The organism is Streptomyces sp. NPDC092045 (genome assembly GCF_044756005.1).
Taxonomy (GTDB): Bacteria; Actinomycetota; Actinomycetes; order Streptomycetales; family Streptomycetaceae; genus Streptomyces.
The window spans coordinates 967,650-982,477 of record NZ_JBIVSC010000001.1; the positions used below are offsets into that span (position 1 = coordinate 967,650).

The 14,828-nt window shown below is 74.1% G+C and carries 15 protein-coding genes; 9 read left to right on the forward strand and 6 right to left on the reverse strand.

Annotated features, from left to right (window positions below; translation table 11 throughout):
* Positions 1 to 139: 139 nt before the first annotated feature.
* A complete protein-coding gene (gene entS / locus ACIQKA_RS04255; RefSeq protein WP_391093702.1) occupies positions 140 to 1,501 on the reverse strand; it encodes an enterobactin transporter EntS in 1,362 nt (453 codons plus the stop codon).
* Entirely contained in the window at positions 1,488 to 1,757 is a 270-nt protein-coding gene (locus tag ACIQKA_RS04260) for a phosphopantetheine-binding protein (RefSeq protein ID WP_383153158.1), read from the reverse strand. The genes entS and ACIQKA_RS04260 overlap by 14 nt, the downstream gene beginning before the upstream one ends.
* Positions 1,758 to 1,893: 136 nt before the next feature.
* Between ACIQKA_RS04260 and ACIQKA_RS04265 the strand changes: the two genes are divergently transcribed.
* A complete protein-coding gene (locus tag ACIQKA_RS04265; RefSeq protein WP_391093700.1) occupies positions 1,894 to 2,400 on the forward strand; it encodes a GNAT family N-acetyltransferase in 507 nt (168 codons plus the stop codon).
* Positions 2,401 to 2,452: 52 nt separating this feature from the next.
* On the opposite strand, the gene ACIQKA_RS04270 is transcribed toward ACIQKA_RS04265, so the two are convergent.
* A complete protein-coding gene (locus ACIQKA_RS04270) occupies positions 2,453 to 2,662 on the reverse strand; it encodes an MbtH family protein (protein ID WP_366372833.1) in 210 nt (69 codons plus the stop codon).
* A 204-nt stretch (positions 2,663 to 2,866) separates the two neighbouring features.
* Entirely contained in the window at positions 2,867 to 3,613 is a 747-nt protein-coding gene (locus ACIQKA_RS04275) for an AraC family transcriptional regulator (RefSeq protein ID WP_402539910.1), read from the reverse strand.
* Positions 3,614 to 3,749: 136 nt separating this feature from the next.
* Between ACIQKA_RS04275 and ACIQKA_RS04280 the strand changes: the two genes are divergently transcribed.
* The 5 genes from ACIQKA_RS04280 (at position 3,750) to ACIQKA_RS04300 (ending at position 9,805) form a co-directional block, all read left to right on the forward strand.
* Positions 3,750 to 4,820, forward strand: a complete 1,071-nt coding sequence (locus tag ACIQKA_RS04280) for a FecCD family ABC transporter permease (protein WP_383153152.1) — start codon at positions 3,750 to 3,752, stop codon at positions 4,818 to 4,820.
* The gene (locus ACIQKA_RS04285) at positions 4,820 to 5,896 is read left to right on the forward strand and encodes a FecCD family ABC transporter permease (protein WP_383153149.1); all 1,077 of its coding nucleotides are present in this window, start codon (positions 4,820 to 4,822) and stop codon (positions 5,894 to 5,896) included. Before ACIQKA_RS04280 ends, ACIQKA_RS04285 begins: the two co-directional genes overlap by 1 nt.
* Positions 5,893 to 6,741, forward strand: coding sequence for an ABC transporter ATP-binding protein (locus ACIQKA_RS04290; protein WP_383442249.1), 849 nt, complete (start codon positions 5,893 to 5,895; stop codon positions 6,739 to 6,741). The genes ACIQKA_RS04285 and ACIQKA_RS04290 overlap by 4 nt, the downstream gene beginning before the upstream one ends.
* Positions 6,742 to 6,743: 2 nt before the next feature.
* Positions 6,744 to 7,808 (forward strand): ABC transporter substrate-binding protein, encoded by a 1,065-nt coding sequence (locus ACIQKA_RS04295; RefSeq protein ID WP_402539911.1) that lies wholly within the window; start codon positions 6,744 to 6,746, stop codon positions 7,806 to 7,808.
* A 134-nt stretch (positions 7,809 to 7,942) separates the two neighbouring features.
* The gene (locus ACIQKA_RS04300; protein WP_402539913.1) at positions 7,943 to 9,805 is read left to right on the forward strand and encodes an SIP domain-containing protein; all 1,863 of its coding nucleotides are present in this window, start codon (positions 7,943 to 7,945) and stop codon (positions 9,803 to 9,805) included.
* A gap of 27 nt (positions 9,806 to 9,832) precedes the next feature.
* Here the strand turns inward: ACIQKA_RS04300 and ACIQKA_RS04305 are convergent, their stop codons facing one another.
* Positions 9,833 to 10,447 (reverse strand): isochorismatase family protein, encoded by a 615-nt coding sequence (locus ACIQKA_RS04305; RefSeq protein ID WP_402539915.1) that lies wholly within the window; start codon positions 10,445 to 10,447, stop codon positions 9,833 to 9,835.
* Positions 10,448 to 10,656: 209 nt separating this feature from the next.
* Here ACIQKA_RS04305 and ACIQKA_RS04310 point away from each other — a divergent pair, with 209 nt between their 5' ends.
* The gene (locus ACIQKA_RS04310; RefSeq protein WP_383153142.1) at positions 10,657 to 12,066 is read left to right on the forward strand and encodes an amidase; all 1,410 of its coding nucleotides are present in this window, start codon (positions 10,657 to 10,659) and stop codon (positions 12,064 to 12,066) included.
* Between the two features lie 6 nt (positions 12,067 to 12,072).
* Here ACIQKA_RS04310 and ACIQKA_RS04315 read toward each other — a convergent pair whose 3' ends face one another.
* Positions 12,073 to 12,843 (reverse strand): uracil-DNA glycosylase, encoded by a 771-nt coding sequence (locus ACIQKA_RS04315; protein ID WP_402539916.1) that lies wholly within the window; start codon positions 12,841 to 12,843, stop codon positions 12,073 to 12,075.
* A gap of 147 nt (positions 12,844 to 12,990) precedes the next feature.
* Here ACIQKA_RS04315 and ACIQKA_RS04320 point away from each other — a divergent pair, with 147 nt between their 5' ends.
* On the forward strand, positions 12,991 to 13,851 hold the full coding sequence (locus ACIQKA_RS04320) for an ABC transporter ATP-binding protein (protein ID WP_383153138.1): 861 nt from the start codon (positions 12,991 to 12,993) through the stop codon (positions 13,849 to 13,851).
* Positions 13,848 to 14,828, forward strand: coding sequence for an iron-siderophore ABC transporter substrate-binding protein (locus tag ACIQKA_RS04325; protein ID WP_402539918.1), 981 nt, complete (start codon positions 13,848 to 13,850; stop codon positions 14,826 to 14,828). The genes ACIQKA_RS04320 and ACIQKA_RS04325 overlap by 4 nt, the downstream gene beginning before the upstream one ends.

Sequence of the window (14,828 nt, forward strand, 5' to 3'; positions counted from 1 at the left end):
CCGCGGCGGCTCGGGGCCTGCCGCGGGACGGGACGGAGAGGGGGAGGAGGGGGAGGGGGGGGGGGGGGGGGGGGGGGGGCGGGGGGGGGGGGGGGGGCGGCGGCCCCCCCCCCCCCCCCCCCCCCCCGCCCGGTCGGTGTCAGCCGGTGGCCGGCGGGGCGTCCCCGGCGGGGGCGGGCTTCGCGAGGGAAGGGGCCGCGCCGACGGGGGCCGGGGCGGCGTCGCCGGGCGGGCCGTCGTCCTCGTGCTCCTCCTCGCGGGGGAGGGTGGCCCTGCGCAGGCCGGGGACGGTGACGGCCACGACCACGGCGGCCGCCGCACAGACCACGCCGTTCACGACGGCGGCGCCGGCCGGGCTGAACCACTTGGCCACCAGGGCGACTTCGACGTCTCCGACGACGTCGCCGGTGGTGCCCTGGGCGGTGAGGACGCTGACCATGCGGCCGCGCAGCCGGTCCGGGGTGTTGTGCTGGACGAGGGCGTACTCGAGGATCTCGTACACCGTGCCGGCGGCGCCGCCCACGGCCAGCATCGCGAAGGCGACGGCGGCGCTGCCGCCGAGACCGAAGCCGATGATGGCCAGGCCGCCGACGAGGGCGGCGGTGAGCAGCAGGCGTCCGGGGCGGGCGGCGCGGGTGATCCAGCCGCTGGTGGCGGAGACGAGGATCGCGCCGACGGCCGGGGCGGTGTACAGCAGGCCGAGCATGACGTCGCCGCCGCCGAACCGCTTGTCGACCATCTCGGGGAAGAGGACCACCGGCATGTTGAACAGCGCGTTGATCCCGCCGAGGGCGAGCAGGCCGCCGACGACGCGGTTGCGCACCGCGTACCGGAAGGCGGCGAGCGGCGAGCCCGAGTCCTCGGCGTCGTCGTCCTCGTCGTCCTCGTCGTCCTCGACCGGGGGCAGCGGCCGCAGCCTGAGCAGCAGCAGGGTGGTGATGCCGGTGGTGACGGCGGTGAACGCGAAGACCGGTGCGGGGCCGGCCAGGGCGAGCAGCACGCCGCCGAGGAAGGGGGCGGCGACCGAGCCGATCTCACCGGTCAGGGAGATCAGGGCGCCGGCGGCGGGGAGCTGGTCGGGGCGGACCAGGGTGGGGGCGACGGCCATCAGGGCGGTGACGCTCACCCCGGTGGCGAGTCCGTCCCACGCGACGCACAGGTAGACCGCCCAGAGGTCGGGTTCGGGCGTGAAGGCGTTGACCGCGAGGCCGGCGAAGGCGAGGGCGGCGGAGGCGCGGGCCCACAGGATCAGCTTCCGCCGGTCCATGCGGTCGGCCGCCCAGCCGCCCCAGAGGGAGCCCACCAGGACGGTGACGCTCATGATCATGCTGGAGACGGCGACGCCGAAGGTGGATCCCGTCAGGTCGTAGACCTGCTTGGAGAGTGCCACCATCGCCATGCCGAGACCGAAGAGGGAGACGATCCGGGCGATGAAGATGGCCCGGAAGTCCCGGCTGGTCCGCAGCGGGGTGATGTCGACCAGGAAGTCACCGGCTCGCACGGGACGCTCCCGACGGCTGTCCGAGGAGGGCGGCCCAGTCGCGGAGGGTGGGACGCTCGGCGAGTTCGACGAAACCGACCTCGGCGCCGTCGGCCCGCCACGTCTCGACCAGGGCCATCAGCCGGATCGAGTCGAGGCCCTGGTCGAGCAGGCTCTCGTCCGGGTCGACCTCCTCGGCCTCGACGTAGAGCACGTCGGCGACGTCGCGTGCGAGCCGCTCCAGGGCGAAGGTCTGCTGTCCGGCCGTGTCGGCCATGGTCTGGGTCCTCTTCCCGTCCGGTGGATCAAGATTAGTTAGGTAAGGCTTACCTAAGTCACTATCGTGGAGTCAAACGGGCGTGCGCCACCGCGGAGGTCTGTTGAAATGTCAGTGACCAGAGAGCGAGAAGACGTTGAGCACAGCCCCGCCCTGCCCGGAGCTCCCGCCGGCCCCCGCCGCCGTCGTCGTCCGGACCGCCGGGAGCGGCGATGCCGGCGCCGTCCGCCGGCTGTCCCGGCCGTTCGTGCGCGAGGGCGCCCTGCGCGACCGGACGGCCGCCGAACTGGCCCTCGCCGCGACGGACTTCCTGGTCGTGGAGGACGGGCGCGGAGAACTGGCGGGATGCGTGGGGCTCCGTGCCCGCACCGACGCGCGGGGCCGGCCGGCAGCCGTGCTCTACAACTTCTGCGTGGCGCCCGGACATCAGGGGCGGGGCGTCGGCTCCGCGCTCCTCGACGCGGCCCTGGCGGAGGCCGGTGCGCGGGGGGCGGCCCGGGTGTTCACGGCGACCACCGGAAGCGGACTGCTGTTCCTGCGGTACGGGTTCGCCGTCGGCGGCGACGAGGAGGCGCCGCCCGTGTGGCGCGCCTCGCTGGACCCCGCGCGCGGTTCCCGGGTCCTGGTCCGCGCCCTCGGGTGACGCGGCCGGGCGGGACGCCTCCCGGCCGGGGGCCGGCCGGGAGGCGGTGGCGTCAGGAGCGGGCGGCCAGGCTCGCCGGGCGCAGGTCCGTCCAGTGCTCCTCGGTGTACGCGGCGCAGCCCTGCCGGGAGTCCTCGCCGTGCACCACGGTCCAGCCGTCCGGCACCTCGGCGAAGGCCGGCCAGAGCGAGTGCTGGTTCTCGGAGTTGACGAGCACGTAGTAGCGGGCGTCGTCGTCCTCGAAGGGGTTGGTCGCGGTCATGGGTCTCTCCTCGCGCCGGTGCGGCCCCGCGTGCGACCGCCCGGCGGGGCGGAGGCACGGAGGGCCGTTGGTTCGGATCGGTGGGGCGCCCGGGAAGCGGGCGTTTAGGTAAGGCTTACCTAAAATCACCTAGAGGTCTGTGACTGTCAAGTCACTCCCCGGGGGCCCCGCCGGTGCCGCGGAGGCCGGTCGGCCCGCCTCCCCTCACCCCGCCGAACGCCCCGCGCACTCCTTGCTCCAGGCGCCCGGAGTGCGCCCGAAGTGCCGCCGGAACGCCAGTATGTAGCCGTTCGTGCTCGTGAATCCGACCTTCGCGGCGACCGCGCCGACCTGGTGTCCCTGGCTCAGCAGTTCCAGCGAGTGGTTGAGGCGCACCCGGGTCCGCCACTCGGAGAAGGGCAGTCCGGTCTCGGAGCGGAAGGCCCGGCGCAGGCTGGTGGAGCTGACGTAGAGGCTCTCGGCCCACTCCGTCGCCGTGCGCTGGTCGTCGGGCCTGCGCAGCAGGGTGCCGGCGACGGCGAGGGCGGCCTCGCTGGTCGGGCGGGGCAGGGGGAGCCGTACCTCCCTGCGGGTCCGGACGCAGGTCAGCGCGGCGAACATCGCCGCGTCGCCGGCCTCGGTATCCGCCCCGCGGGTCCGGGCGAGCAGGCGCCGCCGGGTCGTGTCGTCGATCCGGATCGCGGTGGTCCGGGCGTGCGGGAGCAGGTGCGCGGCGGGGTCGAAGGCCTCCGCCACCACCAGGGACTCGGGATCGAAGCGGGCGCTGTGCGGGGTCCCGGCCGGGAGCCACAGGCCCAGGGGGGCGGTGAGTTGGTGCTCGCCGTGCGGGGTGGTGACCGTGATCCGGCCCAGGGCGGCGTAGAGGAACTGGTGGAAGTCGTGTACGTGGGTGGAGTGCCCCGTCGCCGTGATGGCGCCCTCGTCCGTCACCCGTCTCGTGCCGTCGGCCATGAAGGCCACCCCCGTGGTCCCGGGCCGGGTGGACCCCGGCCCCTCGATGTGATCGGTCGGCCTCCGGGTTGGATCACCGAAGGTTAGGCAAGGGTAACCTAACTTGCCGTACGAGCCGTGAGAACAAGGACAACAGATGACACAACCGCCCCCGTCGGTGGTGAAACCCCCGGTGCCGGAACGGAAACCGGGTGTTCCCCCGGTCCGCACCCGGGCCTCCCGGGGCACGGCCGTCGCCGTACTCGCCGTCGCGGCGGTGGTGGTGACCCTCGTCGCGGGCATCGGGCTCGGCGCCCGGGACATCTCGCCCACGGAGGTCGTCCGGATCCTGCTCAACCCCGGTGACCAGGCGTTCGACACCCACGTCCTGTGGACCGAGCGCATCCCCCGGACCTTCCTCGGCCTCGCGGTGGGCGCCGCGCTCGGCGCCGCCGGTCTCGTCATGCAGGCACTCACCGCCAACCCCCTCGCGGACCCGGGCGTCCTCGGCGTCGAGCAGGGCGCCTCGATGTTCGTCGTCCTCGGCATCATGTTCCTCGGCGTCACCGACGCCGGCGGCTACTTCTGGCTCGCCCTCCTCGGCTCCTCCGTGGCCGCCACCCTTGTCCACCTCATCGGGACCCGTACCGACGCCGGGAGTTCGGCCGTCGGACTCGTCCTCGCCGGCGTCGCCATGGCCGCCGTGATGTCCTCCCTCGTCACCCTCCTCGTCGTCCGCGACAAGGAGGCCTTCGCCCACCTCCGCTTCTGGTCGGTCGGCCAGCTCACCGGCCGAGCCGAGGTCCTCGGCCAGGTCATGCCCTTCGTGATCGTCGGTCTGCTCCTCGCCCTGCCGCTGGGCCGCACCCTCGACATCCTCGGCCTCGGCGACGAGACCGCCCGCGCCCTCGGCGTCCGGGTCGAACGCGCCCGCCTCACCGCCGCGGCCGTCGCCGTCCTGCTCTGCGCCGCCGCCACCGCCGCCGTCGGCCCCGTCGCCTTCGTCGGCCTGGTCGCCGCGCACTGCGCACGGCTCCTCGTCGGACCGGACCACCGCTGGTCCCTGCCGGTCTCCATGGCCGTCGGCGCCGTCCTCCTCACCGGAGCCGACACGGCCGGCCGGCTGGTCCTCGACCACGGCGAGGTCCAGGTGGGCCTCATGACGGCCGTCGTCGGCACCCCCTTCTTCGTCTGGCTGGCCCGCCGCCGCGACCTGGTGCGGATGTGATGACCGCACGCGACACCCGGTCCCCGCGGCCGGACTCCCCGACCACGCCCGCCGTCGTCGCGCACCTGCGCTCCGACCGCCGCGTCCGCAACCGCCGCGCCGCCGTGACCGCCGCCGTGCTCACCGTCGCGCTGCTCGGACTCACCGCCGCCTCCGTGCTCCTCGGCGGCACCGGCCGGCTCGACCCCGCCGACGTCCTGCCCGCCGCCTTCGGCCTCCGGGACGGCCTCGCCGACTACATGATCTTCCAGCTCCGGATGCCGAGGGCGCTCTCCGCGCTCCTCGCCGGAGCCCTCTTCGGCCTGGCCGGCTCGCTCTACCAGCGGCTGATCCGCAACCCGCTCGCCACCCCCGACATCGTCGGCATCTCCGCCGGCGCGGGCGCCGGTGCCGCGACCGCCCTGCTCCACGCGCCCGCCGCCTTCACCCTCGGCGTCCCGGTCGCCGCCGTCACCGGCTCCTTCGTCCTCGTCGCCGCCGTCCAGGCGCTGAGCTGGCGCGGCGGGGTCGACACGTACCGCCTCGTCCTCGTCGGCATCGGGCTCAGCGCGGTCTGCACCGCCTACACCAACTACCTGTTCACCGTGGCGGACCAGCAGAGCATCGCCATCGCCATGCGCTGGACGGTCGGCAGCACCAGCGCCGCCGACTGGGACGGCGTCACCACCCTCGCCGTCGGCTTCGGCGCCTGCGCGCTCGCCGCGCTCCTCCTCGCCCGGCCCCTCGCCACCCTCACCCTGGGCGACGACTTCGCCTCCGGCCTCGGCACCCGGGTGACCGCCTCCCGCGTCGGCGTCCTGCTCCTCGGCGCCGCCGCCGCGGCCCTCGCCACCAGCGTCGTCGGCCCCATCGGCTTCGTCTCCCTCATCAGCGGCCCCATCGCCGTGCGCCTGGTGGGCACCGAACGCTCCACCCTCCTCGCCCCGCTCATCGGCGCCGTCGTCGTCATCGGCGCCGACGTCCTCGCCCAGCACGCACCCCTGATCAGCCCGGTGCCCACCGGCGTCCTCACCGCGCTGCTCGGCGCCCCCTACTTCGTCTGGCTGATCCTTCGACGCAGGCAGGGAGCCTCGTGACACACACCGTGACCCCGCAGACCGAGAGCCCCGGGACCACCGCGGCCCACCAGCTCGAAGCCCGCGGCATCAGCGCCGGGTACGGCAGGACGCCCGTCATCGAGGACCTGTCCCTGCGGATCGAGAAGGGCCGGATCACCGCCCTCGTCGGCCCCAACGCCTGCGGCAAGTCCACCCTCCTCAAGTCCATCGCCCGGCTGCTGCCCCTCGCCGCCGGATCGGTCCTGCTCGAAGGCGCCGACATCCACCGCCTGCCCACCCGCGAGGTGGCGCGCAGACTCGGCGTCCTGCCGCAGTCCCCGGTCGCCCCCGAGAGCATCACCGTCGGCGACCTGGTCTGGCGCGGCCGCCACCCGCACCGCCAGTTCGGCCGCCGCCGCGACGAGCGCGAGGACGTGATCATCGCCGAGGCGCTCCGGGCCACCGGCACCGCCGGACTCGTCGACCGCCCCGTCGACCAGCTCTCCGGCGGCCAGCGCCAGCGCGTGTGGATCGCCCTCGCCCTCGCCCAGGACACCCCCACCCTGCTGCTCGACGAACCCACCACCTACCTGGACGTCGCGCACCAGATCGAGGTCATGGACCTCCTCGCGGACCTCAACGAACAGACGGGCAAGACCATCGTGCTCGTCTCCCACGACCTCAACCAGGCGGCCCTGTACGCCTCGACGATCGTCGCCATGCGCGACGGACGCGTCATCCGGCAGGGCCCGCCCGACGAGGTCCTCGACGAACGGACCGTGGCCGAGGTCTTCGGCCTCAAGTGCGTCGTCGTACCCCACCCCCACAACGCCAGGCCGCAGATCTTCCCCCTCGGCCGCCGTCACCACTCGCAGGAGAACTGACCATGAACCGCCCCGCCAGACCGTTCGCACGGCGCTCCACCGCCCGCACCCTCCTCGCCGCCGTCGCGTGCGCCGCCCTCCTCGCCGGCTGCGGCGGCAAGGACGACGAGGGAGCGGAGACGGATGGCGGGAAGCCGTCCGCCGGCGCGAGCACCGGCGCCGCCGAGGCCGCCTTCCCGGTCACCCTCCCCAACGCCTGGGGCAAGACGGAGGTCGCGAAGAAGCCGCTCAAGGTCGCCACCGTCTCCGACGGCGACACCGACATCGCCCTCGCCCTCGGCATCGTCCCGGTCATCACCCCGGACGCCGAGGACGGCGGCCCCGTCCCCGAGTACAAGCAGCGCGCCCTCACCAAGCTCGGCGCCGGCGAGCTCAAGAAGTACGACGACACCGACGGCACCGACTACGAGGCCATCGCCGCCGAGGCGCCGGACGTCATCCTCGGCATGAACACCTGGTCGATGGACACCGACTACGCCAAGCTCGCGCCGATCGCCCCGGTCGTCACCTTCACCGACAAGGCGCACTCCGACACCCTCACCTGGCAGGAGCGCCTGAAGACCGCCGCCAAGGCGCTCGGCCTGAGCGCCGAAGCCGAGAAGGTCGTCGCCGCCAACGAGAAGGCCACCGCCGACGCGGCCGCCGCGCACCCCGGGTTCAAGGGCAAGACGTACACCTACGCGGTCGTCCACCCCGAGCAGATCACCTTCATGTCCTACGCCGACCAGGACCCGGGCGTCTTCGAGCAGCTCGGCTTCAAGAAGACGGACAAGGCCAAGAACCACAAGGCCGACAAGAACGCCGTCAGCCTGGAGAACCTGGACGAGCTGGAGGCCGACGTCCTCCTCATGACGTACCCCTTCGGCGACAACGGCCTGCTCAGCGCCAAGGAGCTGGAGAGCAACAAGCTGTTCCAGTCCCTCCAGGTCGTCAAGGGCAAGCACTACGCGGTCATCCCCTCGGAGAACACCCTCTCCTCCGCCGTCGCCTACCCGGACGCCCTCAGCGCCCCCTGGATCGTCGAGAAGCTGACGCCGATCCTCGCCGGGGCCGTCGCCGGCAAGTGACCCCCGCTCCCGCAGGGGAGCACCTCACCACCCGCACGGGCCGGTGGGCCGGGCGCACCGCGCCACCGGCCCGCCCGGCCCACCGGTCCGTCCCGCGGCGCCCGCCCGGCGCCGCGCACGAAGGAGCAGCACCCATGCCCACCCGCAGCCCCCGCTCGGTCGTCACCTTCCCCATCGTGCTGCGCGAGCTGACCGTGCTGCGCGCCGAGAACCTCACCCCCGGGATGCGCCGCCTCACCCTCGGCGGACCCCAGCTCGACGCCTTCGTCAAGGACGGCCTGGAACTCCCCGCCCTGCGCACCGAGGGCTTCGACGACCACGTGAAGTTCTTCTTCGCCGACGAGACCGGGCGCCTCGTCCTGCCCCGGCAGCAGGTGAGCAGCCTCGACTGGTCGGACGGACGGCCCGTCGCCAAGGACTACACCCCGGTCAGCCACGACCCCGACAAGGGCGAGATCGTCTTCGACTTCGTCCGCCACGACGGCGGCGTCGCCTCCACCTGGGCCGAGAGCGCCGCCCCGGGCGACAGCGCCTGGATCGCCGGACCGAAGATGTCCCACAGCCACCCCGAGGGCGCCGACTGGATCCTCGTCGTCGGCGACGAGACCGCCCTGCCGGCCATCGGCCGCTGGCTCGCCGAGATGCCCGGGGGCACCAAGGCCCGCGTCTTCGTCGAGGTCGGCGAGGACAGCCACCGCCAGGAGCTGCCCACCGAGGCCGACGCCGAGATCGTCTGGCTCTCCCGGAACGGCGCCCCGGCCGGCACCACCGACCTCCTGGAGCAGGCCGTCCGCGCCGCCGACTGGCTGCCCGGCACCGTCTTCGCCTGGGTCGCCGGCGAGGCCGTCACTCTGAAGGGCATCCGCCGCCACCTGGCGACGGAGCGTCGGGTCCCGCGCGAGCAGACGCACATCACGGGGTACTGGCGCCGGACCGCACCCGCCGTCCCCGCCCCGGCCGGGGAACTGCCCGAATCGGCCGTGGTGACGGAGGAGGACGAGGACGACGCGCACGAGCGCCTCCACGAACTCACCGACCTGGCGCCGCCCTACGCCATCCGCACCGCCGTCACCCTCGGCGTCTTCGACCTCGTCGACCGGGGCGTGCGCGGCGCCGCCGAGATCGCCCGGAGCGCCGGGGCCCACCCGGCCACCCTCGGGGCACTCCTCGACTACCTCGTGGGGATCGAGCTGCTCGCCACCGACGGCGAGGGCGACTACAGCCTCACCCCGATCAGCGAGGAGCTGGTCGAGGACGACCACTCGGCGGAGGAGTACCACCTGGAGGGCGCCGAGGCCGCGTTCGACGCCTCCCTCTCCGGCCTGCTGCACACCGTCCGCACCGGGAAGGCGGGCTACCGCACCCTCGCCGGGCGCACCCTGACCGAGGAGATGGCCCGGGAGTCGCGGATCGCCGACACCGCCCGCGCCGCCGTCGAGGACGAGGCCCGCTGGATCGCCCCCGGCGTGCTGCGCGCCCACGACTGGTCGGCCGTCACCGAGCTGACCGCCACCGGCCACGGCGTCGCGACCGTCGTCGAGACCCTGGTCAAGGAGTTCCCGGAGCTGCGCGCGCGGATCGTCGCCATGCCCTCGGTGCTCCGGGTGCTGCGCGAGGCGATCATCGACGAGGACCTGCTGCCCCGGATCGACCTGGTCGCCGGCTCCGGCGCCGGACCGGCCGGCGCGCGCACCCTGCTGATGTCGCGCCAGCTGGAGTGGCAGGACGACGAGGACGCGGTGCACACCCTGTCCGGGGCCGCCGCCTCGCTCGCGGAGGACGGCACCCTGCTCCTGGTCGAGCAGGTGGCGACCGGCGACCCCGAGGACATGGAGGCGGTCCTGCACCACCTGCGCCTCAAGTGCGCCTTCGGTTCCGGGGTGCGCGGCGCCGAGGAGGTCGCGGCGCTCGCCGAGCGGGCGGGCCTCGCCGTGCGCTCCCGCGCCGACGTCGGCTGGGACCACCGCCTCTGGACCCTGGAGCGCGCGGCCTCCTAGGAGGCCCGGCGGGTGGCGCCACCCGCTTCACGCGTCGCGCCGGTTCCTGCCGAGGAGCAGGCCGCGCAGCAGGTCGTCGGTCGTACGGACCACGCCGCCGCGCGCGGCCCGGCGCAGGGCCGTCTCGTGCTCCTCGGCGGAGTGGTCGGCCACGGCGTCGGCGACGACGAAGGGCTGTATGTCGTTCATGAAGGCGTCGGCGGCGGTCGGCAGCACCCCGAAGTGGGCGTAGACCCCGCAGATGACGAGCTGGTCGCGCCCCTCCTCGCGCAGCGGCCGGCCGAGGTGGCTGCGGAGGAAGGCGTTCTGCCGGGCGTCGGGGAGCAGGCGCTCGCCGGGACGCGGGGTGAGGGGTTCGATGATCGCGGCGTCCCCGGGGCCGTCGCCGATCGCCGGTCCCCGCACGTCGGCGGCGAGCCCGCGCTGCACGGTCGGCCCGGCGCTGAAGACCACGGGCAGGCCGAGGGCCCCGGCCGGTTCGCGCAGCGTCACGATGTTGCCGACGAGGTCCACGACGGGCGGCTGCCGGGCCGGGAAGCGCCCGACGAAGTGGTTCTGCACGTCGTGGACGAGCAGGGCGGCGCGCTCCGGGTCGACGCGCCAGGGGGCGCTGGAGCGGGGGAGGGCCGACCGGTCGGGCATGGCGTGGGAATCGATGGCGGCAGTCCCACGGCTGTTCCCCCCCCGCCGCGGCGGCCACGGGCCGGACGCGCGAAATTCAGTCAGCTAACCTAACTACCTGTTGTTCGGGGCGAGGGAGAAGAACTCGACTTCCTTCCGGGCCTCGCCTGTTACCCGCGGGTACGCGATGATGGCGGCCAACCAACCACACGCGGGGACTTGGGGCAGCGGTGACGACTTTCGACGAACGGACCACGGTGCACGCCTTCCGGGACGACGCCCTGGGGGAGCACGACGCGGTGGGTCTCGCGGCGGCGATCCGGCGGGGCGAGGTGAGCGCCGCCGAGGCGGCCCGGGACGCGGCCGAGCGCGTACGGGCCGTGGAGGGGCGGCTGCACGCCGTCCAGGCGCACGCCGAACACCCGCTGCCCGGACCGGGAGCGGGCCTCCTCGCCGGAGTGCCGACCTTCGTCAAGGACAACACCGACTACCGGGGACTGCCCACCGGCCACGGCAGCGCCGCCTTCACGCCGCGGCCCGCCCGCCGGCACGCGGCCTTCACCCGGCAGTTCCTCAGCAGCGGCGTCACCGTCCTCGGCAAGACCAGGCTCCCCGAGTTCGGCTTCAGCCCGTCCACGGAGTACGAGGACGCCGAGCCCGTCCGCAACCCCTGGAACACCGACCGCTCGGCGGGCGGCTCCTCGGGCGGCAGCGCGGCGCTCGTGGCCGCCGGAGCGGTGCCGATCGCGCACGCCAACGACGGCGGCGGCTCCATCCGGATCCCGGCCGCCTGCTGCGGCCTCGTCGGGCTCAAGCCGAGTCGGGGCCGGGTCGTGCCCAGCGCCCAGGGCCGCCAACTCCCGCTCGACATCGTCTCCGACGGGATCGTCAGCCGTTCCGTACGGGACTCCGCCGTCTTCCTCGCCGCCGCCGAGCGGCACTGGCGCAACCCGAAGATGCCGCCCCTCGGCCTGGTGGAGGGCCCCTCGGAGCGCCGGCTGCGCGTCGGCTTCCTCCTCGACTCGCCGACCGGCGTCACCTCCGACGACGCGACCCGGGCCGCCGTCGCGGAGACCGCGGCGCGGCTCGAACGGCTCGGCCACGCGGTGGAGCCGGTGGAGATCGCCGTCGACCCCCGCTTCACCGGCGACTTCCTCACCTACTGGGGCTTCCTGTCGTTCCTCCTCGGCACCACGGGCCGCACCCTCGGCGCCGACTTCGACCGGCACCGGATGGACGGCCTCAGCCGGGGCCTGCGCGCGGCCTACCTGGAGAGCTGGCGGAGCACCCCGGGCGTGCTGCGGCGGCTGAGGCGCACGAAGGAGGCGTACGCGGCGGCCTTCCGCGGCCTCGACCTGGTCCTCTCCCCGGTCCTCGCCCACCCCGCGCCCCGGCTCGGCCACCTCGCCCCGGGCGTCCCGTACCCGACGCTGATCGAGCGAATCCTCGCGTACGTCGCGTTCACCCCGATCGACAACGTCGTGGGCACGCCGTCGCTGTCCCTGCCCGTGGGCGCGACGGAGGACGGGCTGCCCGTCGGCGTCATGTTCGCGGGGCGGCCCGGCGCCGAACGGACCCTTCTGGAGCTCGCGTTCGAGCTGGAGGCGGACCGGCCGTTCCGGCGCGTCCAGGACCTCTGAGGCCGGTCACCCCGGCGCGGGGGGCTCCACCGGGAGGCCGGCCGCGCGGGCGGCCTCCGCGAGCACCTCGCGCAGCATCTCCCGCGTGAGCCGGCCGGTGAACACGTTGCGCTGGCTCACGTGGTAGCTGCCGAACACCGTGAGCGCGGGGTCCGCGGGGGAGGCCGGGGCCAGGACCGTCCGCACGCCGTGCCCGAACTTCGGGCGCGGCCGGGGCACGAGCCAGCCGGCCTCCGCCAGGGCGGGCAGCGCCGCCTGCCAGCCGAAGCCGCCCAGGACGACGACGGACCGCAGCGTCGGGCGCAGCAGCCGCACCTCGCGGGCCAGCCAGGGGCGGCAGGTGTCCCGCTCGCCGGGCGTGGGGCGGTTGTCGGGCGGGGCGCAGTGCACCGGCGCCGTGACCCTCACCCCGTACAGTTCGAGGCCGTCGTCGAGGCCCGTGACCGTCTCCCGCGAGGCCAGACCGAGTTCGTACAGCGTCGCGTACAGCAGGTCGCCGGCCCGGTCGCCGGTGAACATCCGGCCGGTCCGGTTCCCGCCGTGGGCGGCGGGCGCCAGGCCGCTGATCAGGAGGGCGGCGTCCGGCGGGCCGAAGCCGGGCACCGGCCGCCCCCAGTACTCCTGGCCCCGGAAGGCTGCGCGCCCGGTGCGGGCGACCTCCTCCCGCCAGGCCACCAGGCGCGGGCAGGCCCGGCACCGCACGAGCCGCGCGTCGAGGCCGACGGGGGTGTGCGCCCGGGCGGCGGCCCGTACGGGATGGTCCTCGGCAGTGCACACGGTCGGTTCGCTCCGTCCGGAAGGGGAAGTCCTCTCCGGCCCCTACCCGCCGTGCGCCGATGGCCGACGAATTGGCGGGTTTTCCTCTTGCTCGCACAGACGCAACCCCCGTTTCGCCTAACACTTAGGTTAGGCTAACCTACGGCTGTGCGAGCTGGAGAAGAGAGATCCGCGGTCGCTGGTCCCCGCGGCCACGAACTGGCGGCCACGGGAGTCACCGTGGCCTACGAGGGCGTCGACGTCGTCCACGACGCTGCGCTGACGCTGCGCCCCGGCGAGGTCACCGTCCTCGTCGGCCCGAACGGCAGCGGGAAGTCGACGCTCCTGCGGACGATCTCGCGGCTCCAGAAGCCGCGGACCGCCACGCTCGTCATCGACGACGCCACCGACGGCCTCGCCCTGTCCCCCCGCGACTTCTCGCGCCACGTCGCGCTGCTCACCCAGGGGCGCCCCACGCCCGGCGGCCTGACCGTGCGCGACGTGGTCGAGTTCGGCCGCTACCCCCACCGGGGCCGCTGGGGGAAGGCCGACCCGGACGGCCGCGCCGCCGTGGACCGCGCCCTCGCCCTGACGGGCGTCGCCGAGTTCGCCGACCGGGGCGTCGAGCACCTCTCCGGCGGACAGCTCCAGCGCGTCTGGCTCGCGAGCTGCCTCGCCCAGGAGACCGGCGTCCTGCTCCTGGACGAACCCACCACCTACCTCGACCTGCGCTACCAGGTCGAACTCCTCGACCTCGTCCGCGACCTGGCGGACGACCACGGCATCGCCGTCGGGGCCGTCCTGCACGACCTCGACCAGGCGGCCGCCGTCGCCGACCGGGTCGTGCTCCTCCACACGGGACGGGTCGTCGCCGACGGCTCCCCGCAGGACGTCCTGACGGCGGAACGGCTGACCGACACGTACGGCATCCGCATCGAAGTCGACACCGACCCCCTGACCGGCCGGCTGCGCACGCGCGCCGTCGGACGGCACCACACGCGAAGCGAAAGGCTCACCACCCCGTCATGAGACGCCTCCTCCTCACCACGGCCACCGCCACCGCCGCGGCCCTCGCCCTGACCGCCTGCGGCACCACCGAGCCCGCCGCGGACAAGAAGGCGGAGAAGACCGCCGAGAGCATCACCCTCACCGACTCCACCGGCGCGAAGGTCGTCCTCGACGGTCCCGCCGAGAAGGTCGTCGGCACCGAGTGGAACGTCGTCGAGAGCCTGATCTCCCTCGGCGTCGCCCCCGTCGGCGTCGCGGACGTCAAGGGCTACAAGGCGTGGGACACCGCCGTCCCGCTGAAGAACGACGCCAAGGACATCGGCACCCGCGGCGAGCCGAGCGTGGAGACCGTCGCCGCCCTCGCGCCCGACCTCATCGTCGCCACCAACGACCTGAAGCCGGCCGTCGTGAAGCAGCTCCGCAAGGTCGCGCCCGTCCTGGAGCTCAAGGCCGCCGACGGGGCCGACCCGATCGGGCAGATGACGAAGAACCTCGACCTCATCGCCCGGGCCACCGGCACCACCGCCGAGGCCGACCGGCTCAAGAAGGACTTCGACACCAAGATCGAGGACGGCAGGAAGAAGCTCGCCGCCGCCGGTCTCGTCGGCGCCCGGTACGCCTTCGCCGACGGCTACCTCGTCTCCAACCAGGTCTCCGTCCGGCCCTACACCGGCGGCTCGCTCATCGGCGCCGTCAACGAGCGGCTCGGCCTGAAGAACGCCTGGACCGTCGAGGGCGACCCGGCCTACGGCCTCGGCAGCACCGACGTCGAGGGCCTCACCAAGCTCGGCGACGTGCACTTCGCCTACATCGCCAACGAGCAGGACCCGAGCAGCACCCCGTTCAGCGGCGTCCTCACCAAGGACAAGGTCTGGACCTCCCTGCCGTTCGTCAAGAAGGGCAACGTCCACCGCCTGCCCGACGGCATCTGGATGTTCGGCGGACCCGGGTCGATGGGCAAGTACATCGACTCCGCCGTCGGGGAGCTGACGAAGTAA

Bases quoted from the DNA above. Each gene is read 5' to 3' on its own strand.
- ACIQKA_RS04280 (WP_383153152.1), top strand. From the start codon at position 3,750: ATGACACAACCGCCCCCGTCGGTGGTGAAACCCCCGGTGCCGGAACGG.
- ACIQKA_RS04270 (WP_366372833.1), bottom strand. From the start codon at position 2,662: ATGACCGCGACCAACCCCTTCGAGGACGACGACGCCCGCTACTACGTG.
- ACIQKA_RS04295 (WP_402539911.1), top strand. From the start codon at position 6,744: ATGAACCGCCCCGCCAGACCGTTCGCACGGCGCTCCACCGCCCGCACC.
- ACIQKA_RS04305 (WP_402539915.1), bottom strand. From the start codon at position 10,447: ATGCCCGACCGGTCGGCCCTCCCCCGCTCCAGCGCCCCCTGGCGCGTC.
- ACIQKA_RS04260 (WP_383153158.1), bottom strand. From the start codon at position 1,757: ATGGCCGACACGGCCGGACAGCAGACCTTCGCCCTGGAGCGGCTCGCA.
- ACIQKA_RS04275 (WP_402539910.1), bottom strand. From the start codon at position 3,613: ATGGCCGACGGCACGAGACGGGTGACGGACGAGGGCGCCATCACGGCG.
- ACIQKA_RS04300 (WP_402539913.1), top strand. From the start codon at position 7,943: ATGCCCACCCGCAGCCCCCGCTCGGTCGTCACCTTCCCCATCGTGCTG.
- ACIQKA_RS04285 (WP_383153149.1), top strand. From the start codon at position 4,820: ATGACCGCACGCGACACCCGGTCCCCGCGGCCGGACTCCCCGACCACG.
- ACIQKA_RS04325 (WP_402539918.1), top strand. From the start codon at position 13,848: ATGAGACGCCTCCTCCTCACCACGGCCACCGCCACCGCCGCGGCCCTC.